Raw genomic sequence first — 25,305 nt, 5'->3', positions numbered from 1 at the left:
GGATGTTTCGCGTTTTACTGAAATATCCCGCAGATTTTGTAAACACGTGATAATCAATTTCAACCATGCACGGACAGGCGGATGCCCCCCTTATTCAGACATCCGCTCATGGTTGAAACTTGGTCAGCATATAATGAATGTTAGGCCACTTCGTCAAACCTATCGTTCATTTTTTCACGACCGTGAAGATCTGCCTCGGGCAGCCTACCCGGTTTTCCCTGGAAGTCGACCTCCGCTTCGGGTACACCCGCTGGAGCGGAACGGTCCGCAACCAATTGCCAACCGTCAAGGACGTAACACAACGACCATGCCTCACAGACTCAGCATTCTGCTCATCTATCCCTATTGGCTCGAAGAGCGCACCCACACCGAAGACGTTGTCAGTGTTCCCATCGGGGTCTACTGGATCGCCGCCATGCTCAAGGAGCACGGCTTTGATGTGGAGGTCTGCAACTGGCACGACAAAGTCGGCTGCGGTGATGACATCCGCGCCGAGCTGGAAGCAAAGAAGCCCGATCTCATCGGTTTTTCCGTGCTCCAGGCCAACAGGTTCGGCGCGCTTGAAATAGCCGAAATCGCCAAACAGGTGAACCCCAAAGTTATAAATGTTTTCGGAGGTGTCGGCTCCACGACTCTTTCGGACTTTTTCCTTGCCTCATCGGACAATGTGGACTGCTGCGTCATTGGCGAAGGCGAATACACCATGCTGGAGATCGCCCAAGCCCTTGCCAATACTGAAACAGACTTCTCCCACATACACGGGCTTGCACGACGCGACAAGGCCGGAAACATCATCCACACCCCGCAGCGCGAACGCATCCGAGACCTGGACGCCCTGCCTATTCCTGCACGGCACTTCTCGTACCAGCACGTTGCCCTTTCGCGCGGATGCCCGGGGCGCTGCACTTTTTGCGGTTCCCCCTCCCTGTGGGGCGCCAAGGTCCGCTTCCGCAGCCCGGAACATTTTGTGGATGAACTGGAACTGCTCACCAAGCGCGGCGAAACATTCTTTTATGTTTCCGACGACACGTTCACCATGGACAAAAAACGCGTCATCGCCGTGTGTCAGGAAATCCTGCGCCGGGGGCTGAACATCGAGTGGGCGGCCATCTCGCGTGTGGACCGCGTGGACGAGGACATCCTCTCGTGGATGCGCCGGGCTGGCTGCATCCAAATCAGCTACGGCGTGGAATCCGGCAGCGAGGACATCCGCGAGTTTCTGAACAAAAATGTCCGCACAGAGGACATCAAACGCGCCTTTGACCTCACCACGCGCTACGGCATCCTTGCCCGCGCCTATTTCATCTACGGCAGCCCCGGCGAGACCGAAGAGACCATTACCGCGTCCCTTGACCTCATCCGCGACATTCGCCCCCTTATTGTGCATTTCTTTATTCTGTCCATCTTTCCGGGCACAAAGCTCTACGAGATGTACAAAGAGAAGACTGGCGCCACCGACGACGTCTGGAACGCCCCGGTTGAGGACATCAAATACTTTGAAATGGACGACACTCTGGACCTCGCCACGGTCGAGGCCTACGGCGCGCGCCTGCGGGAGACCTACTATTCGTGGCTGCCGGAATTCGTGGACGCCATCGAACTGGTGGACGACCCCGAATTCGCGCCGCTGCACGCGGACTTCCTCGCGCGCCTTGGCATGACCTTCGCCCACGGCGACTACGCGTCCAATCTGCACGTGCTGGACTCGCCGGACATCGCGGAGAAGCTGTTCCGTCGCGCCCTCGCCTACCATCCTGACGCCACAGCGGCCCTTGGCCTTGGCATGATGCTGCAAAAGCGCCGGGAATACCCCGAGTCCATCCGCGTTCTCGCCCTTGGGCTGACCGGCAACCCAGGGCATGAGCGCATCAGCCTTGCCCTTGCCGTCAGCCTCATGAACTGCGGCGACTTTGAAAAGGCCCTCGCGCTGGCCGAACCGTTTACCGAAACGCCACAGGCCCTGCATCTGCGCATGGTTTGCCACCAGAACCTCGGCAACCACATGGACGCCGAAACCCTGCGCTTCCAGCTTGCCAACCTGACGGAGCAGTCCGCATGAGCGACACCCCAAAACTCCACACCGCCTTTTCGCCGCACGGCATAGAAGCCTCGTCCATGGCCATCATCGACGCGGAAGTGCCCGAGCCGCGCCCCTTTACCGGCCACAGGTGGAACGTTGTCCGCCGTCTCATCCACACCAGCGCGGACTTTGAGATGCTGGACCTTGTGCGCTTTTCCCCCGGCGCTGTGCGTTCCGGCGTGGCCGCCCTGTCTGCGGGGTGCGCCATTGTCACGGACACCGAAATGGCGCGCATGGGCATCCCTATGCGGCGCATGACGCCCCTTGGGTGCAGCGTCGCCTGTCTCATGAATGACCCGGACGTTATGGCCCAGGCCAAGGCCACCGGCCACACCCGTGCCCGCATGGCCGTGGACACCGCCGTGGCGCGCCTCCAGCCCGCCATTTTCGTCATCGGCAACGCGCCTACCGCCCTGCTCCGCCTTATGGAGCACATCGACGCCGGGGCCATCCGCCCCGCCCTTGTGGTGGGCATGCCCGTCGGATTCGTGAACGCCGCAGAATCCAAAGCTCTGCTGGCCCAGCGCACGGATGTTCCTTTTATTACCATTGCGGGCCGCAAAGGCGGCTCCCCCCTTGCGGCGGCATGCGTCAACGCCTTGGCGGACATCGCCCTCGCCGCCGCAGGCGAATAGTCCACCGCGCCCCCCATCCATCAAAAACAGGCACAGGGCCGATCCCTCGCGGAATCGGCCCTGTGCCTGTCTCTGCGTCAAAACACCGCCGCTGCCTCAACCGGAGGCCGCGGGCGGCGGCTAATTCATCATTGTGCTTTCAGTGCCACTCAGGACGAGATGGGATTCCATCTCCAGCTCGGACGATTCGTCAATGACGCCCCGCGCGCGTTTGGCGGAGGTGGTCATCCGCGCCATGATGCGCTGGTAGCGCTCGCGGTCCGCGCCGCGCAGGCCGTCTTCAAAGCCTTTTTCATTCAGCATTCCCAGCATCTGGCTCATGGCCGATGCCAGCTCGCCGTATTCGCGAATCATTCTGTCACAGATGCCGCCTTCGCGCATGTCCTCAAGAAAGGCCACCCGCATGGTCTGTTCTGCGGTGTTTGCCCGAAGCGCCGCACCTTTTTCGCCAAATCCGAAGTCGTATTTCATGGCTGCCCTGCTCCTGTGCCGCCATCGGCGACGGGTTTCGCTCGCGCGGGATGCGCTTCAAGGGCAAAAGCAAAAAGCAGTCCATACCGTGGAAGGTCCCGCGGCGCCGCGCCTGTGCACGCCGCGCAGGGCCTGCGGCCATGACTCACGGATGCAGCAAGGCGGGAAATTGACGGTGGGGCCTAATGTTTTGGCCCCCGCCGCCGAAAAGAGGTGTAGCGGAGACGCTTTTGGACGTCTCTGGCCCACGTGAATTTGCAACAGATGGAGGCCGAGCATGCCGCAGGTCGTATCCCTTGACGCCTTCAGGGCGCGCAAGGCGGCGGTCGCATCACCACCGCTCACACCGTACCCACCGCCCGTCATCAACGACGGGCAGATATTCGCACGGAACTATTCACAACTGGAAAGCGTGGTCTTCGCCGTTTTGAAAATTCGCGAGATTTTGCGCTACCACGTGAAGGACAATGAGGAATGGCAGTATCACCTGCTCTGTCTGCTGGACGTGGCCTACCATTTCGAGGCCGCCAAAAGCCAGCTCCTGGTGGAGACCTGCCACGCCCTCAAAGAATACATCATGACGTCCATGACGCAGGACAACGCCAGCGACCTGACCGCGGCCCTGCTCCTGTGCGACTTGGTGGAGAAGTCCCCGGCCCGGTCGTCCGCGCCAGACATCTAGTCCGCCCCAAGCGGCACCATCCCAAAAAACAACAGCCCCCGACGCATGCGCCGGGGGCTGTCTTTTCTCATATCGCGGCTGGCCGCGACCACTCAGGGGCTACCAGTTCTTGGTCAGCACTTCGAAGTGCGCCTGAGGGTGCGCGCAAGCGGGACACAGCTTCACAGCTTCGGTGCCCTCGTGGATGTAGCCACAGTTGCGGCAACGCCACACGATGGTGTCACCCTTCTTGAACACGGTGCCGTTTTCGATGTTCGCGGCGAGGTCGCGGTAGCGCTCGTCGTGGAACTGCTCGGCCTTGGCAATGGCCTCGAAAATAGCGGCGATTTCGTCAAAGCCTTCCTCGCGGGCGACCTTGGCGAAAGAGGGGTACATGTGCTCGTGCTCTTCCTGCTCGCCAGCGGCAGCGGCCTTCAGGTTCTCAAGGGTGGAACCGATGGTGCCGGCCGGGAACGCCGCACCAATCTCGACCTCGCCGCCCTCAAGGAGCTTGAACAGGCGCTTTGCGTGTTCCTTTTCCTGATCAGCGGTCTCGGTGAAGATGGCGGAAATCTGAACGTAGCCTTCCTTCTTGGCAACGCTGGCCCAGTAGGTGTAGCGGTTGCGTGCCTGAGATTCGCCAGCAAAAGCAGTGAGAATGTTCTTTTCAGTCTGCGTACCCTTGATGGATTTCATGTGGGATTCTCCGTTCGAGTATGTTTAACAGTTCGTTATTGTAGAGGATATGTCAGAAGTCTTCTCAGTCAAGAGGGGGAGACTACTGTCTGGTCTGGGTTGCGGCTTCGGGCATGGCGCCCTCTTCGTCCAGCTTGTCCTTGCACGCGTCGCACAGGCCCGTAAACTCAAGCGTGCCCCGCGTAATGGAAAACCCGTCGCACCGAAAATTTTCTAGGGCGGGCAGCGTTGCGTCGCCGACCACCTCAACATCGCCCACACGGCCACATCCCATGCACCGCACGTGGTGGTGATCCATAGGATTGCCGTCAAAGCGCTTCTGGCTTCCGGCCGATTCCAGCTTCAGTATCTCTCCGCTCTCGGAGAGGACCTCCAAGTTGCGGTAAACAGTTCCAAGACTCACCCTTGGGAGCCGCTCCCGCACAATTTCATACAACTCGTCAGCAGTTGGATGACTTGTGAGCTTGCGGAGCTCCTCCAGGATGATTCGCCGTTGCTTCGTCATCCTCTTGGGACTCTTTGCTTCCATATCGACACCCTCCTTACACAAATAGGAACTATTATCGTTAAGCGTTTTCGTCAAGAGGAATTTTGCGTTTTTTTGTCGGAATGGCAAGGGGTGGATGGGGAGAGCGCGATGTTGGGTTTCGTGTTGGAAAGGTTGCGGAGTGTGGGGTTGGGTGTGTGGAGGGGAGAGGGGGACGGGAAGAGAAGAGAGGGATGATGGCGGTGGCGGTGCATTTTGTTGGCGTGGGCCAAGAGGTGCTTTCGGTGTCGAGGACAATGCGGCATTGGTGGTGGGGAGAAAGAGGCCTTGGTGGTGGTACGTTGTGGTGGCGGGGCCGAGAGATGCTTTAGCTGTTATAGCGAAAGCACCTTTGGTAGAGGTGCGCCATGTTGGCGGGGCCGAGATATGCTTTCGGTGGTATTTCTGTATGTTGTCGCCGTGTCTCCGACGGCCAAAGGGTGATGGGGGAACCTTGCAGGATTCCCCCCGCACCCTCTGGACACCCGCCCCCCTCCAGCCGGAGCCGGATGAATGATGGAGGCGTCCGCGGGGCGGTCTCGGGCGTGGTTTTTAGGCTTTGGCTGGCGGGCTGGCCGGGTGCTATGCGCGGGTGTTGGTGGTGGGCGGGTGTGGGCGCGCGGCACGGGCGAGGCCGCTCTGGACGCTTAGAAGCGTCCGAATGCTTTGGGATTCCTTGCTTCGCGCTGAGGTTGGTGGTTGGGGAGGGGTGGGACTGAGGTTGGGAAAGGGGGTGAATAGTGGCGGGCTGGCCGGGTGCTGTGCGCGGGCGTTGGTGGTGGACGGGTGTGGGCGCACGGCACGTGCTGGGCCGCTCTGGACGCTTCAAAGCGTCCGAATGCTTTGGTGCTTCTGTGCTTCGCGCGGGAAGTTTGGGTTGTGGTTATGGTCGATGGACACGAACGAAGAAGGCAGACCCGAGACCTCAAGGCATGACGGGGCTTATCCTTATCAACGCCCCCAAGGGAGCTTCGCCCGTTTAAATCCTCATTCGACAGGGATTCTCACCGACCATCCGGACACGCCAACACCCCAAAAAAAATCATTTCCCCGTCAACACAAACGGGAGCCACACAGGGGTGACGACAGTCCCATCCACGCGCACCCGGCATGTGCGCACTTGGGATTTTTAAGGGCCGATGGCCCTTAAACCGCCGGAGGCACTTCTTCTCTTCCCTCCTCCCTGCCTCGCTCTTCTTCTCATCGCCCCTCTGTCCTGCCCCCCTTCCACCGCCACACAAAAAAAGCGCCCCGTCTCCGGGGCGCTCTTTCATGCAGGATGGTGCCGCCGACATCCCTCCTCGCGACTGCTCTACTCGCCTTCTGGCTTTTTCCAGTAGGGGTTGGCGATGTCTTCGAAGACGGAGAGGGCTGCGGTGGAGCCTTCGCCGACGGCGGTGACGATTTGCTGGACGCCGCCGATGACGTCGCCGCAGGCGTAAATCCTTGGGATGTTCGTACGCATGTGGCGGTCGGCGACGATGTAGCCGTAGTCGTCGGTTTTGACGCCGAGCATCTGGGCGATGGTGGTTTCGGGGCGCCAGCCGATGGCGACGAATGCGCCGGGGACATCGACTTCGGTTTGGGTGCCATCTTGAATATTCTTCAAGCGCACGGTCTTGAGGCCGTTGTCGTCACCGACAAATTCCTCCACCACGGTGTTCCACAGCACAGGGATGCCCTCGCGCTCCACGCTTTGCTGCAGATGCTTCTCGGCGCGGAAGCTGTCGCGGCGATGGACGATGGTGACGCCTATGCCCATGTTGTGCAGGTGCAGAGCTTCGGTGAGGGCGGAGGAGCCGCCGCCGATCATGAGCACCTCTTTGCCCTTGTAGGCCCAGCCGTCGCAGCTGGCGCACACCGAGACGCCGCGCCCGAACAGTTCGTCCTCGCCGGGGACGCCAAGGCGCTTTGAGGACGCGCCCGTGGCGAGAATGAGCGCTCTGGCCACGTAGTGAGTGCGGTCCGTGAACACTTCAATATCGCGTCCGACCTTGACCTCGCGCGCCTCTTCGCCCTCTTTGACGAGGCCGTATTCACGTGCCTGCTCGCCGATGAGGTCCATAAGCTGAATGCCGCCCACTTTCTTGAAACCGGGATAGTTCTCCACCTCCGGCGTGAGGGCAACCTGCCCGCCGACCACGCCCTTCTCCAGCACAACACTGGAGAGCCCCGCGCGCTCGGCGTAGATGGCTGCGGTGAGTCCCGCCGGTCCCCCGCCGACAATGACCACGTCCACCTTCTTGACGTTGTCGTCCTTTGGCTCGGCCATGGCCTGTTGCAACTCATCAGCGGCCTTCAGGGCCACCAGCTCGGCAACGAATCGCTCCTCGGGGTAAAGCCCACGCTGCTCGAAAGTTTCGTTGATGATGGTCTTGGGCAGGGCGTTGGCGCTATATTTTTCGGCGAGGTCTGGGTTCTCGCCTGTCTCTATGCACTCAGCGGAGACGAGGTCCGGACGGTGCATGGCGGCGCGGAAGGCATTACTCACCTGTCCGGGACAGTACGGGCACGTGGGGCTGACGAACACCTTCACCGCGCGCTCTTCGTCCAACTCTTTCATAAGGTCGGCGGACACATCCGAGAGGCGGCTCTCGCCAAAAGACAGCAGCATGACCGCTTCGATGAACGTGCGGGCCTCCTCACCAAGGGGCGCGCCGATGTAGCGCAGGCGCACAGCGTCCGGCTGCATGACCACGGTGGGGGAACGCATGACGTCGCGCTCTTTCGCATGGTCGGAATCGCAATCGTGAAAGGTGACGGCAATTTTGTCTGAGAGCCGTCCAAGGTCGCGGCAAAAGCCGATTGTGGCGTCATTATAGGGATCGTTCTCGCCTTTGCGGGTAAAGACCTCGATGGCCACGTCGCCCTTCAGGTCGGCAAAGGCTTCTTCAAGGTGCTTGCGGCTTTCCTCGGGAATGAACCAATCGCCGGAGTCGGCGGAGTAGTCTTCTGGTGCAGTCATTAGCATTCTCCCTTTGCATAAGTGGCCGGTTCTTCTGGGAGTTCACGAAATCTCCACATGCCGGGGCGTAAACCCCATATCCTCCCCAGACTATCACCCGGCACAGGACCGCACAAGCCTTTCCGGCTGACTGCGGCGCCACTCGCAGGCGCACTTTTGTTTTCGCCGGGCACGGCTACCCGGGGAATAGGGATTGGCAAAATCACATCCCCAAGGTACAGTCCGCTCCGGGTGAAATCATGCTAGAATACCTTCGCATACAACATCTTGCACTCATAGATGATCTTGAGTTGGACTTTTCCCGCGGGCTGAACGTGCTCACGGGTGAGACTGGCGCTGGCAAAAGTTTCATCCTGCGCGCCATCAACTTCCTTACCGGCGACAAGCTGGGCCGCGACATGGTGCGCCCCGGCAAGGACAAAGCCGTGGTGGAAGCCGTCTTTAATGTGGACGGCGAGGAACGCATCCTGCGCCGCGAGCTTTCCGCCGAAACGGGCCGCAGCCGCCAGTTTGTGGACGACAAACTCAGCTCGCAGTCCGTGGTTCGCGAACTGCGCCCCAGCCTGCTGCTGCACACCAGCCAGCACGGCCAGCAGCGCCTGCTGGCCCCGTCCTATCAGGGCAAGGTGCTGGACACCTTCCTGCCCGACCGCTCCCTTGTGGAGGAAAAAGACCGCCTGCTTGGCGCAATGACCGCCCTCATCAAGGAGCGCGAGCACCTCACGCAGCGCATCCGCGAGCTGTCCGACAAGCGCGAATTTCTGGAATTTCAACTGGCGGAAATCGAGAAGGTGGACCCGCAGCCCGGCGAAGAGGACGAGCTTCTCGCCAGCAAGCAGTCGCATCAGGAATCCGCACAGGCCGAGCAAGCCATTGAGGGCGCGCTGTCCGTCTTCTACGGCGAGGACGGCGGCCTTGTGGACCGCATCGCCTTTCTCTCGCGCGAGCTGGAGCACCTTGCGGACCTTGACGAAGACTGGCGCGAAGACGCCGAATCCGCCGAGGAAATCCGCCTGCGCCTCAGGGACCTGGAAAACCGCCTACGCGGCGCAGACCGGGGGAATGGCGGGGACGCCGACATTGAGCAGATTGAGGCGCGCCTGTTCGAAATCGCCCAGCTTAAGCGCAAGCTCAACCGCACCCTTGAAGAGATCGTCGACTTCAGAACCGAAATCGACAACAACATTTCTTTTCTCGACTCCTGCACGCTGGACCTCAAGCAGCTGGAAAAGAAGCAGGACGAACTGTCCGCTGAACTCGGCGGCGTGCTGGAAAAGCTGAACAGCGCGCGCCGAAGCGCGGCCGTGGAGCTTGCGGCAGCCCTCGCCACGGACCTGCGCGGCCTCGGTTTCAACGAAGCCGTTGACGTGGAGTTTGAATTTGTGCCCACGGAAGTCGCCCCCGGCCTGTTTGAGGACCGCCCGCGCCTGCTGTGGATTCCCAACCCCGGCCAGCATCCACAGCCGCTGGACAAAATCGCCTCCGGCGGTGAGCTTTCGCGCTTTTTGCTCGCCCTTGTAGGCCTCATGACGCGCGAGCGCATCCCCACACTCATCTTTGATGAAGTAGACGCCGGCATCGGCGGCCTGACCCTCAACGCCGTGGCCGACCGCATCGCCGCCCTTGCCGGCAACCGGCAGGTCATTCTCATCACGCACTGGCCGCAGCTCGCATCCCGCGCCGCGCGGCATTTTCAGGTCTCCAAGCACATCATGGACGGCGCCACGCACGTCACCTGCCAGCGCCTTGACGACGCCGAAGTCTTTGCCGAACTCGTCCGCATGGCGGGCGGCGGCGCACAAGGCGAAGCCATGGCGCGCCAACTCACCTCCTCCTAAGCATCTTTGCCTTCCGTCACCAGTGCGTCATGTTTTGTATGACAATCTGGTGACGGGACTATGAAAAAGTCCAGTCTCTTTCTGGACTCTGTTTACACAATTCCTCCGCTGTCATATCCTTTTAGCAAATCCGGGCCCATCGTCCCCCGGATCGTTGCATGTGGTCGAGGCCTGTCACAAAGGCCCGCGCCCGGGCCTGAACCCCCAGCCCAAAGGAAAGGACGTGTCCACACAGCACAGCGCGCCCAAGAACTATGTGGTTGATACGAACGTCCTCATCGAAAATCCCCAATCCATCATTAACCTGCGAAACGGCAGCGACAACAACATCTACATTCCCTATCACGTCCTCATTGAACTGAACCAACTCAAGACCAACCCGCGCCTGCGGCACATCATCGCCAAGGTCATAGACCAACTGCTGGAGCACAAGGACAACATCCGCTTCATCCGCAACGGCTCCAGCACCTCCCGCTTTACGGACGAGCTCGTCGACAACTACATCCTCAAGGAAATTCAGTCCTCCACGGACATCAAAGACCCCATCCTCGTCACCAACGACCGCATCCTCCGCCTGCAAGCCTCCATGCTGGATATCGCCAGCGAGGAGTTTCGGGACTCAAAGCCCTTCGAATCCGAATCACAGCTCTACACCGGCTTCTCCGACGCCGACGCCCCGCTCCCCAACAGCTTTACATGGCAGGACGGCAAACCCGTGCTGCACTCCCCAAAAGGCGACAAGCCCATCACCTACCAGCACGACGTCTGGAACACCCGCCCCCGCTCCGTGTATCAGAACCTCGCGCTGGAACTCATGCTCAACGCCGACATCGACCTCGTCTCCGTCCAAGGCGAAGCCGGATTCGGCAAGACCTATCTCGCCCTCGCCGCCAGCCTCTACCAAGTGCTGGAACAAAAACGCTTCAACCGCATCATTCTCCTTAAACCAACCATCGAACTCGGCGCCAAGATGGGCTTTCTGCCCGGCGACATCGAAGAAAAAATGCAGCCCTACGTCCGCTACATCAAGGACCTGTTGCTCAAGCTGCACACCGCACGCCCGGCAAACCGCCTGTTCATCGACCCCAAAGCCGAACCCCTGCGCTTCAATCCCAAAAAATTCGAAATCCTCCCCCTCGCCTACATCCGCGGCATGAACATCGAAAACGCCTGCGTCATCATCGACGAAACACAAAATCTCTCGCGCGTGGAAATCCGCGCCCTGCTCACCCGCATGGGGGAAAACGTCAAGTGCATCTGCCTCGGCGATACAAGCCAGGTCGATAACCCCTATCTCAGCGTCGCCAACAACGGTCTCAACTGGGTCGTGCGCAAGTGCAAAGGCGCCGACAACTACGCCCATCTCGTCCTTAAAGGCGAACGCTCCAGAGGCCCCATCACCGACCTCGTGCTGAAAGCCAAGCTCTAACACGGGCGCCCGCGCGCCAGCGCGCAGGCACCACAGCGGCCGTCGCAGATTGCGGCGGCCTTTTCGTTGTGGGGAGATGCGGCGGGAGAGTGGGCCGATGCTTTTTTGCTCCGCAGGCCAAAGGGCCGCGGGCCCTTTGGAATCCCATGTGCGCACAGACCGGGTGCTCTTGGTGGGCACAGTCGTCACCCCTGACTGCTCTCGTCCGTGTTTATGTGGAGAGATTTTTTTTGGGGGCGTTGGTGGTGCGTGAAGGGCGGTGAGAATCCCTGTTCGGAATGCGCAAGAATACGAAGAGAGAAGGCAGAAGAACCCGCCCACCCACCCCTATTTTTCGGGCGGTTTCCGCCCGAAAAATCCTGGGGATTGTTAAGGGAATCATTCCCTTAACCCGCCGGAGGCCCTCTTCCACTCCTGCGCCGCAGGCAAAAAAGTCCACGATCCCAGCCGATTAGAACGAAGTCCGAAAACGGGCTGTGGTGCTGTTCAAAACGGCCGTTTTCTATTATGAGTCCCGCATGACGTTTTCGACACAGAGCTGTAACAAAGCTGTGACATACACGCCGACAGTTGCTCGGCGTCGCGAACAGGGAACGCCGAAACCGTCACCCTGCCAGCAAGGAACAAATGATGGATATTTATGATCTTTTTCTCCTCCTGTCCCTTGGGGCAGGATTTTTGATGGCCTTTAACCTTGGTGCCAACGATGTCGCCAACTCCATGGCATCTGCTGTGGGTGCGCGCGCCATCACCGTGAAGCAAGCCGTGTTTATCGCGGGCAGCCTGAACTTTGTCGGCGCTGTTTTTCTTGGGTCGCATGTGACGGCCACGGTGAGTAAGGGCATCATCAACGCTTCGACCATTGGCGACCCCAAGTTGATTTTGATTGGGATGTTCGCCGCCCTGCTGTCTGCTGCGCTCTGGGTGCTTATTGCCACCCTCACGGCGCTTCCCGTTTCATCTACGCACTCCATTGTGGGCGCCATTTTGGGCTTTGGCCTTGTGGCTGGCGGCCCCAGCGTTGTGAACTGGGTGAAGCTTGGCGGGGTTGTCCTCTCGTGGTTTATTTCGCCGTTTTTAGCGGCGGGCATTGCCTTTTTCATCTTCTCGCAGATTCGCCGCAAGATTTTTATGCGGCGCAATTTCATCAAGCACGCCAAGGCATGGGGCCCCCGCTGGATGGGCCTGACCATGGTTTTGGTGGGCTTTTCCTTTATGTATAAGACCCCTGTGGGCAAACAGCTGGCCTTGACGTGGTGGGAATCCCTCGGCGTTATCGTTATGCTGGCTGTCGCAGCGTGGCTGGTGGGTGTGCGCATGGTCACCCGCCTATCCATGGAGCTTGACGAAAGCGTGGAAGGTGTGGAGAGCATTTTCCGACGCCTTCAGATTTTCACCTCGTGTTATGTGGCGTTGTCGCAGGGCGCGAACGACGTGGCCAACGCCATTGGTCCCATTGCCGCCATTTATGTGCTGTCCAAGCAGCATGCCTTCCTGACGCAGGCCGAGGTGCCGCTGTGGATGCTGGCTATTGGCGGCGCGGGCATTGCACTTGGTATCTGCGTTCTGGGCCACAAGGTGATGTCCACCGTTGGCGAGAAGATCACCACGCTGACCAATACCCGCGGCTTTGCCGTGGACTTTTCCGCCGCGACGACGGTTCTCGTGGCGTCCAAGCTGGGCCTGCCCGTGTCCACCACCCACGCCGCTGTTGGCGCCGTGACCGGTGTGGGGCTTGCCCGCGGCTTTAAGGCCGTGGACTTCAGTGTACTGGGCAAGATCGTCATCTACTGGCTGCTGACCGTACCCATCGCGGCCCTGACGTCGATCGTTATTTTTCAGTTTTTAAAGTGGTCTGTTTACTGATAGGTAACGACCATACCTCATAGAGGAAGGAGGACACCCGATGCGTTTGCCCCTGTTTGGACTGCTGACCTCCCGCAGCCCGCTTGACGGACTGGTGGACCACTACGAGAAGATCCACGAGTGCACGGAGATCATTAAAGATTCTCTGGAATGCTACGTGGCGGGCGGAGCGTGCCGCGAGTTCATGGAGCTCGCCAAGCAGATCGACCACATTGAAAATCAGGCCGACCTGATTAAGCGCAGGATCCGCAACCACCTGCCGCGCGGTCTGTTCATGCCCGTGGATAAAACCCTGTTCCTCAACTACACCAAGGCGCAGGACAACGTCCTTGACGAAGCGCAGGAAGCCATGCAGTGGCTGGCCATGCGCCCCGTGGACATCCCCGTGCCCTACCAGCGCAAAATCATCGAGCTTATCGACGATGTGGATTCCCTGACCGACATGCTCGGCCCGGCGCTCAAGGCCACCCTCGGCCTCATCTACACCGAGCACCTGGACAGGCGCGGCACCAAGGACCAGTTCTGGGCCATCCGCAAAAAGCGCCACGCCATCTTTAAGGCCAAGAACAAGCTGGTGTCCGAGATTTACAACGAAGACATGGACTTTAAGGACATCTACCAGCTGATCCACTTTGTGGAAAAGCTGCACGGCATGGCGCACAATACCGAAAATTGTGCCGACATCCTGCGCTCCATGATTGCCCGCTAACGCCGGGCCTCATTGTACGCCACGCACAAGGCGGCCCCCCGGTCATTGACCGGAGGGCCGCTTTTTTTGCGCCATGCGCGGGGAAAAAACGGCGGGGCTTCGCCGCCACGAAGCCCCGCCCCTCACGTAAACCGGGGAGAGAGGAACCCGGCGTCACGTCTTTTGGCACTGATGCTTCACATTCAGGCCTTTGGCGATGAAAATTGTCGTCTCTGCCACGTTGGTGGCAAGGTCCCCCACACGTTCCAGATGCCGTGCGGCAAGGATGGTGTTGATGGCGCGGCGAACGCCCGTGGTCTCGCAGACCATGTCGTCCATGGTCTGCTTGAGAATCTTCACGTTGAGGTCGTCGGCCTTGTAGTCCATGCGGCACACGTCCACGGCCTTGTCCACATTCTGCTCGCGGAAGGCCTCCAGCGTCACCTTGAGCATATCAAGAACCACGCTGACCATCTCGTTCAATAGCTGCGGATGCGGCAATTCGGGCAGCCGGGCGAGAAAGATGGTCTTTTCGGCAAGGTTCACGGCCTCGTCGCCCATGCGCTCAAAGTCAATAATGGCGCGGCGCACGCCGGTGATGAAGCGCAGGTCGCGCGCCATGGGCGCATCAAGGGCCAAAAGGTGCAGGGACACCTCGTCGATGTGCAGTTCCATGTCGTTGATGGTTGCGTCGTCTTCGATGATGCGTTCCGCGGCGTCGGCGTCGCGTTCCAGAAGCGCCTCGGTGGCTTTGACCACGGCGCGCTCGGTATAGGCGGCCATCTCAAGAACATGCATCTTGAGCTCGTCCAGTTGCCGGTGAAAGTGGCGTTCTACGTTCATATGGCCTCCTAGCCGAATCGGCCGGTTATGTAGTCTTCGGTCTGCTTCTGGCGCGGCCTGGTGAAGATGGTCTCCGTGGCGTCGGACTCGATGAGTTCCCCCATGTAGAAAAACGCCGTCACATCCGACACGCGGGCCGCCTGCTGCATATTATGGGTCACGATGATGATGGTGAGGTCCTTTTTCAACTGGTGCACCAGTTCCTCAATCTTCTGCGTGGCGATGGGGTCCAGCGCACTGGCGGGCTCGTCCATGAGCAGCACTTCCGGCTGCACGGCGAGGGCGCGGGCAATGCACAGGCGCTGCTGCTGGCCGCCGGAGAGGCCGAGAGCGGATTCGTCAAGGCGGTCCTTCACCTCGTCGTAGAGGGCGGCCTGCTTGAGGCTGAGTTCCACACGCTCGGCAATGCGGGTGCGGTCGCGCCAGCCGTTGACGCGCAGGCCATAGGCGACGTTTTCAAAGATGGACTTGGGGAAGGGGTTGGGCTTTTGGAACACCATGCCCACTCGCCGCCGCAGGTCCACCACATCCAGCTTTTGGCTGTAGATGTCGGCGCTGTCCAGCGTCACCTCGCCATCCACGCGGGTGCCGAGGATGAGGTCGTTCATCCGGTTCAAACAGCGCAGAAAGGTACTTTTGCCGCAACCCGAGGGACCGATGAGCGCCGTGACCTCATTCTCCCCGAATCCGAGGCTGATGTTTTTGAGCGCCTTAAAGTCGCCGTAATAGAAGTCCAGCCCTTTGGCGGCCATTTTCTGTGGCTTTTGCATGCGTTATGCTTCCTGTTCGTTCGTGGTCGGTTCCGTGCCGGCTTCGTCCGAGCGGGCGGCGGAAAGTGTAAAATGAAAGACCACACCGGAGCTGCCGTCGTCGTGGGCCTCGACCCAGATGCGCCCCTTGTGGGCCTCGACGATATGCTTGCAGATGGCCAGCCCCAACCCTGTGGAGCCGCTGCCGTTCTTGGTGCGGTGTTTTTCCACTCGATAGAATCGTTCAAAGATGCGCTCGCGGTCTTCCTGCGGGATGCCGGGACCGTGGTCCCCCACGCTGAACACCACGTTATCGCCGTCCTCGCGGGACGAGATGGTCACCTGCGTCCCTGCGGGGCTGTAGCGGATGGCGTTCTCCAGCAGGTTGCGGAACACCTGCACCACGCGGTCAAAGTCCGCATGCACGGGCACGCCGGATTCCGGCAAGTCGTGGTGCACGGCCACATCGGCCGCGTCAGCAAGGGGCTGACAGGTGCGTATGGCCTCCATCATGGCTCCCCGCGCGTTGATGCGCTGCATGTGGAAGCGCTCCTGGCGGCCCTCAAGACGGGAGAGGCTCATCAGGTCATGCACCATTTTGGCCATATGGTCGGCATTCTTGAGAATAATTTCCAGGAAAGCCTCCGCGCGCTCGCCCCGTGCCATGTGGTTATCCAGCAGGGTTTCGGAGTAGCCCTTGATGGTGGTCAGCGGGGTGCGCAGTTCGTGGGAGACGTTGGCCACAAAATCGCGGCGCACGCGCTCAAGCCGCTTCAGCTCGCTGATGTCGTGGAACACGACAATGGCGCCGAGGCCCACGCTGTTGTTGTCCAGCCGTTCAATGGCGACCTCGTACACGCGGTCCTTCACCGGCTCGATCTGCAGCTTGGCGCGGTTGTCGCCGTCTGGGGCGAGGACCTTGTCGCAGGCCTGCTGCAGCTCGGGCGACAGCACAATCTCCAGCGGACGCAGGCCTATAATCTCCTGCGATGACGGAAAGATGCCTGCCAATGCCGGGTTGTACTTGGAGATGCGCCCGTCGGCGTCCAGCACAAGCACGCCCTCGCGCATGCCGTTCAATATGGCGTCGGACTCGCGCTTCTTCTCGGTGATGACCGAGACGTGCTGTTCAATGGAGCTGGCCATCTGGTTGATGGTATCCGCCAGCGGCTCAAACTCCCGGCCCGGATAGAAGCGCAGACGCTTTTCGTACTCGCCGTTGCCAATGGCCTGCGCCACGTCAATCATCTCCTTGATGGAGCGGCCCATGGACCGCGACATGACCCAGCTGAGCACAAAGGCCAAAAAGATGGCGGCGGCAAAGGTGTAGACAACGTTGTCGTAAATTTTATCAAGGCGTTCGCGCACATCGGCAAAGGGCACGGCGAGGCGCAAGATGCCGTCCGGCAGTCCCTCAATGCCCGACACCCGCTTGGCCGCATAGACAAGCTTGCGCTCCAGCGTGCCGCTGTAGCGCACACTGAGGCCATAGCGCTGGGACTCGCTCTGCACGATTTCCGGGCGGAAGGCGTGGTTGTCCAGCGTGGGCACCACGGAGTAGCCAACGTGGGAATCCGCCACCACCCTGCCGTCGCGGGTCAGGTAGGTGATGCGGGAGTCCAGCCGCACACCAAGGTCTTCCAGCCAGTGGTGCAAGCTCTCCTCGCTGGGAAAATTCCCATGGATAATGAGAAGCTGTTCGGCAAGGCGCAGCTCGCGCACCGCGCCGGTTTTGGCGTCCTCCAGCACATCCCCGCGAAAAACGTAGCGGGAGTACAGCGCCGGAATCAGCAGGGCCGCAGCAATGACGAGGATAAACGCAAGCTGGAGCCGTGTACGAAATGACATGCCCGCCACGCCCTACTCCTTAAACCTGTAGCCAACGCCGCGCACGGTTTCCACATAGCGGGAGCAGTCCCCAAGTTTCTGCCGCAGGCGGCGCACGTGGGTATCCACAGTGCGGGCGTAGCCCTCAAACTCATAGCCCCAGACGGTGGACAGCAACTGGTCACGCGTCTGCACGCGCGGGCTTGAGGAGATAAGCTCGGACAGCAACTTGAATTCCGTGGCCGTCAGGGCCACCTCGTCGCCGCCGACGCTCACCTTGTGCGCCTCCAGGTCCACCAGCAGCTCGCCGCGCTCCAGCACGGTGCGCTCCGGCGCAATGCCGCCAACGCGCCGCAGTACGGCGCGCACGCGCAGCATCAGTTCGCGGAAGCTGAAGGGCTTGACCACATAGTCGTCCGCGCCCAGCTCCAGCCCCACAATGCGGTCCACTTCCTGCCCGCGCGCTGTGAGCATGATGACCGGAATGGCGGAGGTGGTTTCCTCTCGCTTGAGTTCGCGGCACACCTCAAAGCCGTCCATCCCCGGCAGCATCAGGTCCAGCAGGACGATGTCGGGGTGCTTTTCCCGCGCCTTCATGAGGCCGTCCTTGCCATCGCGCGCGGTGTTCACCACAAACCCTGCGGACTCGAAGTTGAACGACAACAATTGCAGGATGTCTTCGTCGTCTTCCACAATCAGAATATTTTCGTTGGCCATGTGCTCTCCAGACTGAGTACGTGCATGTGTGACGCTTGTGTTTCAACACCACCACTGTGACGTGCGTATTGTTACAGTGTTACAATTACGTTACACATTTTGCACACCCGCGCAAAGTCCCGCCACTGCTCACTTCCTGATGACCGGTTAGCGCTTGTTCTGCAAACGGGCGCGCAGCCAGATGGCGAAAATATTCATGCCCAGCACAAGGCCGATGAGCACCAGCGCCGTGCCGTACTGCAAAGGACGGGTTTTCTCTATTTCCGTACCCGCCGTTGCCAGCACGTACACATGGTACGGCAGGGCCATAACGTCGCTGAAGATAGAGTTCGGCATCTTGGGGGTATAGAACACCGAGGCCGTGAACATAACGGCCGCGGTTTCGCCCGCCGCGCGCGACAGGCCAAGGATGGCGCCCGTCAGCATGCCCGGCAGCGCCGCAGGCAGCACCACGCTGCGCACGGTCTGCCACTTGGTCGCGCCAAGGCCAAGGGACGCCTCGCGGTAGGTGTCCGGCACCGTCCGCAGGGCTTCCTCCGCCGTGCCGATGATGACAGGCAGCACCAAAGCGCCAAGGGTCAACACACCCGCAAGGATGCTGACGCCCATCTTCATGAACGTCACAAAGAAGGCCAGCCCAAACAGGCCGAAGACCACCGACGGCACCCCGGCGAGGTTATTGATGCCAAGGCGGATAACGCGCACCATCTTGCGCGAGGTGGCGTACTCGTTCAGGTACACGGCCGAGGCCACACCAAGGGGAAACGCCACCAACATCGCGCCAAAGGAGAGGATAAACGTCCCCACAATGCAGGGGAAGATACCGCCCTCGGTCATGGAATTGCGCGGCGCTTCGGTCAAAAACTCCCACGAGATGGCGGGCAGACCGTTGTAGAGCAAAAAGGCGCAGATGATGATGAGCGCCAGCCCGTTAATGCCCGAGGCCCCGCGGAACAGACCAAACATGATCTTTTCCACAGCGCTGCGGACGCCCTTGCCATTCATGGTCATATCCGGGGAAGTGGATTCGGCGGTACCCACGGCAGACTCCCGTCCATTCATTGTTGTTTCCGTTGTCATGAATCGATTCCTTCGTGCGGCCTACAGCGTGGCGGCGCCTACCTGCTTGTGCTTCTCCGCGATGTAGTCGGCCAGCACGTTGAACAGCAGGGTAAAGAGAAAGAGCACGATGCCCGTGGCAAACAGCGCGTAGTAGTGGTCGCCCTGGAACGGGGCCTCGGCCATTTCCGCCGCGATGGACGCAGGCATGGGCCGCACCGGGTCGAAAATGGATTCCGGAATAAGCCCCGCGCCGCCCGCCACCATCAGCACGACCATGGTCTCGCCAATGGCGCGCGACATGCCAAGGATGACGCCTGTGGAGATGCCGGACAGGCTGGCAGGAAGCACAACCTTAAAGATGGTCTCCCAGTGGGTGGCCCCCAGGGCCAAGGAGGCTTCTTTCAGCTCATTGGGCACGCCGTAGATGGCGTCCTCGGAGATGGAGCAAATGGTGGGCACACTCATAAACGCCAGCATCACCGCCGCGTTAAAGAGGTTCAGCCCCGTGGCCACGTCCAGCCAGTTCTGCAAAAACGGCGCGAACACCACCATGCCGAAGAAGCCGATGACAACAGACGGCAACGCGGCCAGCAGTTCCACCATGGGTTTGACGATGCTGCGCACCCGGTGCGAGGCAATCTCGGCCAGATAAATGGCCGTCATCACCCCAAGGGGAATGGCGATGGCAGATGACGCCACCGTGACCAAAATGGACCCAACCAGCAGCGGGAAAATGCCGAAGTCCGGCGGATCTGCCGTGGGGTACCACTCCGTACCAAAAAGAAATTTTTTGATGGGGTACACATCGAATATGGGCAGTCCCTCCTTGAACAGGAAGAACAGAATCAGCGCGAGCACAAAGATGGATGTAAACGCCGTGGTAAAGAACCCGGCACGGATAGCCCGCTCTTTGATTTGTCGACTCAGTGCCATTGGAATCCTCTCTCAAGTATGGCCGGTCTGTCCGGCCATGTTCGCAAGCTGGCCCCCTCCACGCTCCGGCGAGCGTGAAGGGGGCGCCCTGTGCGCAGGTCCGGGTGCGGCCTGCGCTCGGCTGTTATTTAGTACAGAGGAACGTAGCCCGCGTCCTTGACGTGCTTCTGACCCTGACGGGGGTTCACAAGGTACATCACGAACTTGGCGGTCTCACCCTTGGGCCAGCCCTTGGTGAAGATGTAGAGGTAACGGGAGATGGGGTACTCGCCGCTGGAGGCGGTTTCGGGGTTGCCTTCAACGCCGTCCACGGTCACGGCCTTGGTGGAGCTGTCCAGGTAGCCGTAGCCGATGTAGCCGATGGCGTACTTGTTCTTGGACACGGCCTGCACCACGGCCCCGTTGGAGGCCTGCAGCAGAGCGCCGGCGTACACGCGCTCCTTATTCATGATTTTGCCTTCCCAGGTCTCGTAGGTCCCGGAGGAGGTATCGCGGGAGATGACAACAATCTTGCGGTCCGGGCCGCCGACGTCCTTCCAGTTTTTCACCTCGCCCTTATAGATGGCCTTGAGCTGGGCGCGGGTGAGGTTGCTCACGGGGTTGGAGGGATGCACAACGGGAACCAGCGCGTCGATGCCAACGGCGAAGGGAACGGGGTAAACGCCCTTTTCCATGGCCAGCTTCACTTCCTTGCCCTTCATGAAGCGGGACGCCATGGCCACATCGGTGGTGCCGTCGATGATGGCTTTGATGCCGTTGCCGGAGCCGCCGCCGGAGACCGAGATGGACATACCGGGATTGGCTTTCTGGTAGGCCTCAACAGCGCGTTGCATAATGGGGAGCACAGTCGTGGAGCCTTTGACGCTCAGGCTGGCCGCAAAGGAGCTGGACACCATGGTCAGCACCAGCGCCGCCGTCAGCAGGAGATGTTTGATCCGCATACCTTTCCTCCAAATGGATTGTTCTTGTATGTGACGATTCTGATAACCACCGTCGTCGCATCCTCTATCTAGGGACGCACTGTGACGAGTATGTGACGGGATATGGGAGAGTTCGTGACATGTTGCGGCGATGGAGGTCGGCGCGGCGCGGCAGGTGGCCCCAAGCGGGCGAAAGCACGGGAGCTGTAGTATGACGGCGGCTCACGACATATGTTGCAAACAGATAACGCCCCATCTATAGCACACAAAAAGGCCCGCCGCATATGCGGCGGGCCTTGTGGCGCGTCATATTCTCCGGATGTGGCCGGAGTTAACTCAGGGGTTCAAACTCCCCTTTCTGGCGGTTCTTGCGCACGTTATCCCACTGGAACACCTTGCCATTCATGGTGATGTAGCTGCCGCGCGGCAGCACCTGCACCGCCGTAAAGGCGCAGCCCAAATTAAACAGGGCATCGGAATTCACAAAGGAATACGGCACCATGGCCCCCACAAAGACAACGGTCTTGTCCGTGACGGCCTGCCCCACCACTGCGGCGGTTTCGGGCATGGTATCCGTACCGTGGGTGACGATGACCTTGTCCTCCGGGCACCGCCGGATGCTCTCCAGAATGCTTTGCCTGTCGGCATCCACCATGTGCAGGCTGTCCTTAAGCATAACCGTTTCAATGGTGACCTCGGCCGTGCACTTGGCCTGCGTCAGGATGTCGGCGATATGCGTCTTGGTGAAGACCAACTCACCGTCCAGCTGGTTGTATTCCTTGTCCAGCGTACCGCCGGTGACGAGAATGCGAATCATGCCAGTGCCTCCTGATAGTTACATCTGCAGCCGGGTCCGTTCCGGCGACAGCCTGCGTTCAAGCCTGTTGGCGTACACACTCATGGTGTAACAGCAGACGAAGTACAGGAAGGCCACAGTCGTGTAAATCTCAAAGGAATACACCATCAAACGGTTATCCAGCCCCTGCGCCACAAAGGTCAGCTCCAGCACGCCGATGACGTAGGCCAACGAGGTGTCCTTGAAGATGGCGATAAACTGCCCAACAATGGCGGGAATCATCTGCTTGAGGGCCTGCGGCAGGATGATTTTGCGCATGGTCTGCCAGTAGGTCAGCCCCGTGGACAGGGCGGCTTCCTTCTGGCCGGGGGGCAGATTCTCAATACCGGAGCGGATGATTTCCGCTAGGTACGCGCCGGTAAACACCGTCAGCGCCAGCGTCGCGCTCCAGAACACATCCAAAAACGCCCCGGTCAAAATGGGGATGAAGAAGTAGATCCAGAAAATGACCATAATGAGCGGATTGCCGCGGATGACCTCAATGTACACAAGACACGGCACGCGCAGCAGCGCATTCTTGGACGTGCGGCCAAGGGCGACCACAATACCGATGAAAAAACTCACACTGATGGCGATAACGGCCATAAGCACGGAGTACGACAGGCCGCCCAGCCCCCAGAAGAGTTCATTGTGGTTGCCATTGGGGAAGCGCCACACCAAAAGCTGCGGCAGGCTGTCCCAGATGACGTCCCAGTTGTAATGGTACAGCGCAATGGCAATGGCGTAGCCCAGCCCAAGAAGGCCCAGAATAAACAGCGTCTTGGCCGAGAGCACCAGCCCCCGCCACAACTGCCGGCCCCACACGCAGGCCACGGCCTTCCAGCCGGTGCGGACCACCACTCCGGCGCGGGTTGCGCGCTGCCTGCGGCGCATCTCGCGGCGCACGGGACGCGTGCACATACGCATGGCCCCGGCGGCGGGATCCACCACCATGCCAAGCACCCGCTCCCCTAAGGGACGGCGCTGGCCCGGCGCGATGCGCAGGCGCTGGTTCACCGCGTTCAGCACGGACGAAATGACAAGAGACAGGGAAAGATAGATGACGCTGGCCGCCGTGGAGGCCTCGAACCCCTTAAAGGTGAGGGACTCCACGTTCTGCATGGACCACACCACTTCGGACACACCAACAACCATGGCAAGGGAGGAGTTCTTCATATTGTTGAGGAACTCACTACCAAGGGGCGGGATGATGGCGCGAAACGCCACGGGCAGAATGATTTTGCGCAGCACCTGCGTGTAGTTGAGGCCGCTGGAGTAGGCGGCCTCCAACAGGCCCTTGGGAATAGACTGGAGTCCGGCGCGGATGACCTCGGCCATAAAGGCCGCCGTGTAGATGGACAGGCCGATGGTGGCGCTCCAGAACTCAAAATTGCGCTCGAATATCCATTCCCGCGCGGCTTCGGGCAGGGCCATGGGCATGGCGAAATACCAGAAGAACAGCTGCACCAAAAGCGGCGTATTGCGGAAAAACTCCACACACGCGGTGGAGAAATAATAGGCAGGTTTAAACGACGAGACGCGCATAAGACCGAATATCGTCCCAAGGGCAAGGGCGATACACGAGCTGATGATGGTAATCTCTATCGTGACCGTCAGGCCATGGAGCAGCATAAGCCCCATGTGCTGGCCGTAGGTCTCGTTGGTAACGAATAAAACGCTCCAGTCGAACGTATAGCCAAAGTCGAAAACAAAGCCCCAGTAATACACCATGCCCAGCACGATGAGCAGCAGGACAAGGTATTGCACCCAGGTTTTTTCCATCCAGTATCTGATCATGACATCCAGTCGTTTGGGAGGGGCATGAGCCCGGACCGCGCCGGGCTCATGCTGTTGGCTGCGTTATAAGCGCACGGTGCTAGGGCCACATTTCGATCTGTTCGGTCATGGGGAAGGAGTACGGCGTGTCGGGACCGTACCACTTGTTGTAGATGTCCATGTAGGTGCCGTCCTTCCACATGTCCTGCAGCGCAAAGTTCACAGCGTCGCGCAGCTTGGACTCATCCTCGGGCAGGCCGATGCCGTACGGCTCGTCGGAGAAGAAATCGCCGACCAGCTCATACTTGCCCGGCTCCTTGGCGGCGTAGCCAAGCAGGATGGTGGAGTCGGTGGTGAAGCCCTGCACGCGGCCCATCTTCAGGGCGTTGAAGGCCGCGGCGTAGTCCTGGAAGGAAATGACGTTTTTCTGGTAGTTGGGGTCGCCCAGCTTCTTGAGCAGCGCCTTGATGTTCAGCTCGGACGTGGTGCCCTGCGTGGTGGCAATCTTTTTGCCCACAAGGTCGTTCCAGCCCGCGTACTTCCCATCCTTGCACAGAATTTTCTGCCCATCGAAGAAGTAGGTGATGGAAAAGTCGATGGACTTATCGCGCTCGCGCTTGTGGGTCATGTTCGCAACGGAAATGTCAATGCGCCCCTGCTGCAGGAACGCGATGCGGGTTTTGTCCGTTACGGCCACGCGCTCAAGGGTGCAGCCAAGGCGCTTTGCCACTTCCTCGGCGATATCCACGTCAAAGCCCACCCACTCGTTGTTCTCATCATAGAACGCGCCGGGGATGGAGTTGGTCATGATGCCGGCGCGCAGCACCTTGTCCTTTTGAATGGTGTCCCAGACAGGCCCGGCAAAGGCCGCCTGCGCCAGAAGAGCCACAGTCAGGCACGCCAAAGCGGCGCATTTCCACAGTTTCATCCCTTCCTCCATGCGAATAGAGTGATGTGAATCCGAATCCAAAGAGCCAATACATAACAAAAAACCTGAGCACAGCCCCACGGGCTAGTGACTCAGGATTTTGCTCAGGAAGTCCTTCGCCCGGTCGCTTTGCGGGTTGGAGAAGAACTCGCTCGGGGCATTCTCTTCAATGAGTATCCCTTCATCCATGAAGATGATGCGGTCCGCCACTTCGCGGGCAAAGCCCATTTCGTGGGTGACGCAGACCATGGTCATGCCCTCGCGGGCCAGGGTCTTCATCACGTCCAGAACCTCGTTGATCATCTCGGGGTCCAGCGCGGATGTGGGTTCATCGAAGAGCATGATCTTGGGCTGCATGGCGAGGCCGCGCGCAATTGCCACGCGCTGCTGCTGGCCGCCCGAGAGCTGGCAGGGATACTGCCCGGCCTTGTCCGGTATGTTGACCTTGGCGAGGTATTCCATGCCAAGGTCTTCGGCCTCGCGGCGTTCCAGCCCGCGGACCATCACCGGCGCGAGGGTCACGTTCTCCAGCACCGTCATATGCGGATACAGATTGAACTGCTGGAAAACAAAGCCCACTTCGGCGCGGAGCATTGTCAGATTGGTCTTGGGGTCGTTGACGTTGTGGCCGTCAACGAGGATTTCCCCTTCCTGGATAGGTTCAAGCCGATTGATGCAGCGGATGAGCGTGCTCTTTCCCGAGCCGCTCGGTCCGCAGACCACGACGACTTCACCCTCTTTGATATGCAGGTCGATGTTCTGCAGAACATTGAAATCCCCATACCACTTGTTGACCCGGCGGAAACGAATCAAGAACGGCCTCCCTTCTCTACTTAAGCGGCTCTGTCGCGTGTGGCCCC

22 protein-coding genes are annotated in these 25,305 nt (G+C 59.9%); 7 read left to right on the top strand and 15 right to left on the bottom strand.

All coding sequences use genetic code 11. The features are described from left to right. Positions 1-307 precede the first annotated feature (307 nt). Entirely contained in the window at positions 308-2,059 is a 1,752-nt protein-coding gene (locus ACI3L3_RS13625; RefSeq protein WP_404845689.1) for a radical SAM protein, read from the top strand. Further along, a complete protein-coding gene (locus ACI3L3_RS13620) occupies positions 2,056-2,715 on the top strand; it encodes a precorrin-8X methylmutase (protein ID WP_404845688.1) in 660 nt (219 codons plus the stop codon). Before ACI3L3_RS13625 ends, ACI3L3_RS13620 begins: the two co-directional genes overlap by 4 nt. A gap of 120 nt (positions 2,716-2,835) precedes the next feature. Here ACI3L3_RS13620 and ACI3L3_RS13615 read toward each other — a convergent pair whose 3' ends face one another. Next, positions 2,836-3,186, bottom strand: a complete 351-nt coding sequence (locus tag ACI3L3_RS13615; protein ID WP_404845687.1) for a hypothetical protein — start codon at positions 3,184-3,186, stop codon at positions 2,836-2,838. A 277-nt stretch (positions 3,187-3,463) separates the two neighbouring features. Between ACI3L3_RS13615 and ACI3L3_RS13610 the strand changes: the two genes are divergently transcribed. Beyond that, positions 3,464-3,868, top strand: coding sequence for a hypothetical protein (locus ACI3L3_RS13610; RefSeq protein ID WP_404845686.1), 405 nt, complete (start codon positions 3,464-3,466; stop codon positions 3,866-3,868). A 99-nt stretch (positions 3,869-3,967) separates the two neighbouring features. Here the strand turns inward: ACI3L3_RS13610 and rbr are convergent, their stop codons facing one another. From rbr to ACI3L3_RS13595, 3 genes are all read right to left on the bottom strand, one after another. Further along, positions 3,968-4,543 carry a rubrerythrin gene (gene rbr / locus ACI3L3_RS13605; protein WP_404845685.1) on the bottom strand — a complete coding sequence of 192 codons (576 nt, stop codon included), beginning with the start codon at positions 4,541-4,543 and terminating at the stop codon, positions 3,968-3,970. Between the two features lie 82 nt (positions 4,544-4,625). Further along, positions 4,626-5,072 (bottom strand): transcriptional repressor, encoded by a 447-nt coding sequence (locus ACI3L3_RS13600; protein ID WP_404845684.1) that lies wholly within the window; start codon positions 5,070-5,072, stop codon positions 4,626-4,628. Between the two features lie 1,309 nt (positions 5,073-6,381). Continuing rightward, entirely contained in the window at positions 6,382-8,034 is a 1,653-nt protein-coding gene (locus tag ACI3L3_RS13595) for an FAD-dependent oxidoreductase (protein WP_404845683.1), read from the bottom strand. A gap of 239 nt (positions 8,035-8,273) precedes the next feature. On the opposite strand from ACI3L3_RS13595, the gene ACI3L3_RS13590 reads away from it, so the two are divergent. From ACI3L3_RS13590 to ACI3L3_RS13575, 4 genes are all read left to right on the top strand, one after another. Continuing rightward, positions 8,274-9,872 (top strand): DNA repair protein RecN, encoded by a 1,599-nt coding sequence (locus tag ACI3L3_RS13590; protein ID WP_404845682.1) that lies wholly within the window; start codon positions 8,274-8,276, stop codon positions 9,870-9,872. A 223-nt stretch (positions 9,873-10,095) separates the two neighbouring features. Continuing rightward, complete coding sequence (locus ACI3L3_RS13585; RefSeq protein WP_404845681.1) at positions 10,096-11,301, top strand: PhoH family protein; 1,206 nt, start codon at positions 10,096-10,098, stop codon at positions 11,299-11,301. A gap of 630 nt (positions 11,302-11,931) precedes the next feature. Continuing rightward, a complete protein-coding gene (locus tag ACI3L3_RS13580) occupies positions 11,932-13,167 on the top strand; it encodes an inorganic phosphate transporter (RefSeq protein WP_404845680.1) in 1,236 nt (411 codons plus the stop codon). Between the two features lie 40 nt (positions 13,168-13,207). Continuing rightward, positions 13,208-13,876 carry a DUF47 domain-containing protein gene (locus ACI3L3_RS13575; protein WP_404845679.1) on the top strand — a complete coding sequence of 223 codons (669 nt, stop codon included), beginning with the start codon at positions 13,208-13,210 and terminating at the stop codon, positions 13,874-13,876. A gap of 153 nt (positions 13,877-14,029) precedes the next feature. Here ACI3L3_RS13575 and phoU read toward each other — a convergent pair whose 3' ends face one another. The 11 genes from phoU to ACI3L3_RS13520 all read right to left on the bottom strand — a co-directional run bounded on the left by phoU (position 14,030) and on the right by ACI3L3_RS13520 (position 25,258). Continuing rightward, on the bottom strand, positions 14,030-14,698 hold the full coding sequence (gene phoU / locus ACI3L3_RS13570; RefSeq protein ID WP_404845678.1) for a phosphate signaling complex protein PhoU: 669 nt from the start codon (positions 14,696-14,698) through the stop codon (positions 14,030-14,032). Positions 14,699-14,706: 8 nt separating this feature from the next. After that, positions 14,707-15,468, bottom strand: a complete 762-nt coding sequence (gene pstB, locus ACI3L3_RS13565; protein ID WP_404845677.1) for a phosphate ABC transporter ATP-binding protein PstB — start codon at positions 15,466-15,468, stop codon at positions 14,707-14,709. A 3-nt stretch (positions 15,469-15,471) separates the two neighbouring features. After that, on the bottom strand, positions 15,472-17,295 hold the full coding sequence (locus tag ACI3L3_RS13560) for an ATP-binding protein (protein ID WP_404845676.1): 1,824 nt from the start codon (positions 17,293-17,295) through the stop codon (positions 15,472-15,474). 12 nt (positions 17,296-17,307) lie between these two features. Beyond that, positions 17,308-17,991, bottom strand: a complete 684-nt coding sequence (locus tag ACI3L3_RS13555) for a response regulator (RefSeq protein ID WP_404845675.1) — start codon at positions 17,989-17,991, stop codon at positions 17,308-17,310. Between the two features lie 147 nt (positions 17,992-18,138). After that, positions 18,139-18,957 carry a phosphate ABC transporter permease PstA gene (gene pstA / locus ACI3L3_RS13550; RefSeq protein ID WP_404845824.1) on the bottom strand — a complete coding sequence of 273 codons (819 nt, stop codon included), beginning with the start codon at positions 18,955-18,957 and terminating at the stop codon, positions 18,139-18,141. Positions 18,958-19,092: 135 nt separating this feature from the next. After that, positions 19,093-19,986 carry a phosphate ABC transporter permease subunit PstC gene (gene pstC, locus ACI3L3_RS13545; RefSeq protein WP_404845674.1) on the bottom strand — a complete coding sequence of 298 codons (894 nt, stop codon included), beginning with the start codon at positions 19,984-19,986 and terminating at the stop codon, positions 19,093-19,095. A gap of 128 nt (positions 19,987-20,114) precedes the next feature. Continuing rightward, complete coding sequence (locus tag ACI3L3_RS13540) at positions 20,115-20,927, bottom strand: PstS family phosphate ABC transporter substrate-binding protein (RefSeq protein ID WP_404845673.1); 813 nt, start codon at positions 20,925-20,927, stop codon at positions 20,115-20,117. A 310-nt stretch (positions 20,928-21,237) separates the two neighbouring features. Further along, on the bottom strand, positions 21,238-21,723 hold the full coding sequence (locus ACI3L3_RS13535; RefSeq protein ID WP_404845672.1) for an asparaginase domain-containing protein: 486 nt from the start codon (positions 21,721-21,723) through the stop codon (positions 21,238-21,240). Positions 21,724-21,741: 18 nt separating this feature from the next. After that, entirely contained in the window at positions 21,742-23,538 is a 1,797-nt protein-coding gene (locus ACI3L3_RS13530) for an amino acid ABC transporter permease (RefSeq protein WP_404845671.1), read from the bottom strand. A 79-nt stretch (positions 23,539-23,617) separates the two neighbouring features. Next, positions 23,618-24,445 carry an ABC transporter substrate-binding protein gene (locus tag ACI3L3_RS13525; protein WP_404845670.1) on the bottom strand — a complete coding sequence of 276 codons (828 nt, stop codon included), beginning with the start codon at positions 24,443-24,445 and terminating at the stop codon, positions 23,618-23,620. 84 nt (positions 24,446-24,529) lie between these two features. Continuing rightward, the gene (locus ACI3L3_RS13520) at positions 24,530-25,258 is read right to left on the bottom strand and encodes an amino acid ABC transporter ATP-binding protein (protein ID WP_404845669.1); all 729 of its coding nucleotides are present in this window, start codon (positions 25,256-25,258) and stop codon (positions 24,530-24,532) included. Positions 25,259-25,305 lie beyond the last annotated feature (47 nt).

It is taken from the genome of Desulfobaculum sp. SPO524 (assembly GCF_044987625.1).
GTDB lineage: Bacteria > Desulfobacterota > Desulfovibrionia > Desulfovibrionales > Desulfovibrionaceae > Desulfobaculum.
Note: the sequence above shows the minus strand (reverse complement) of the source record. Positions and strands in the feature narration are given on the sequence as shown.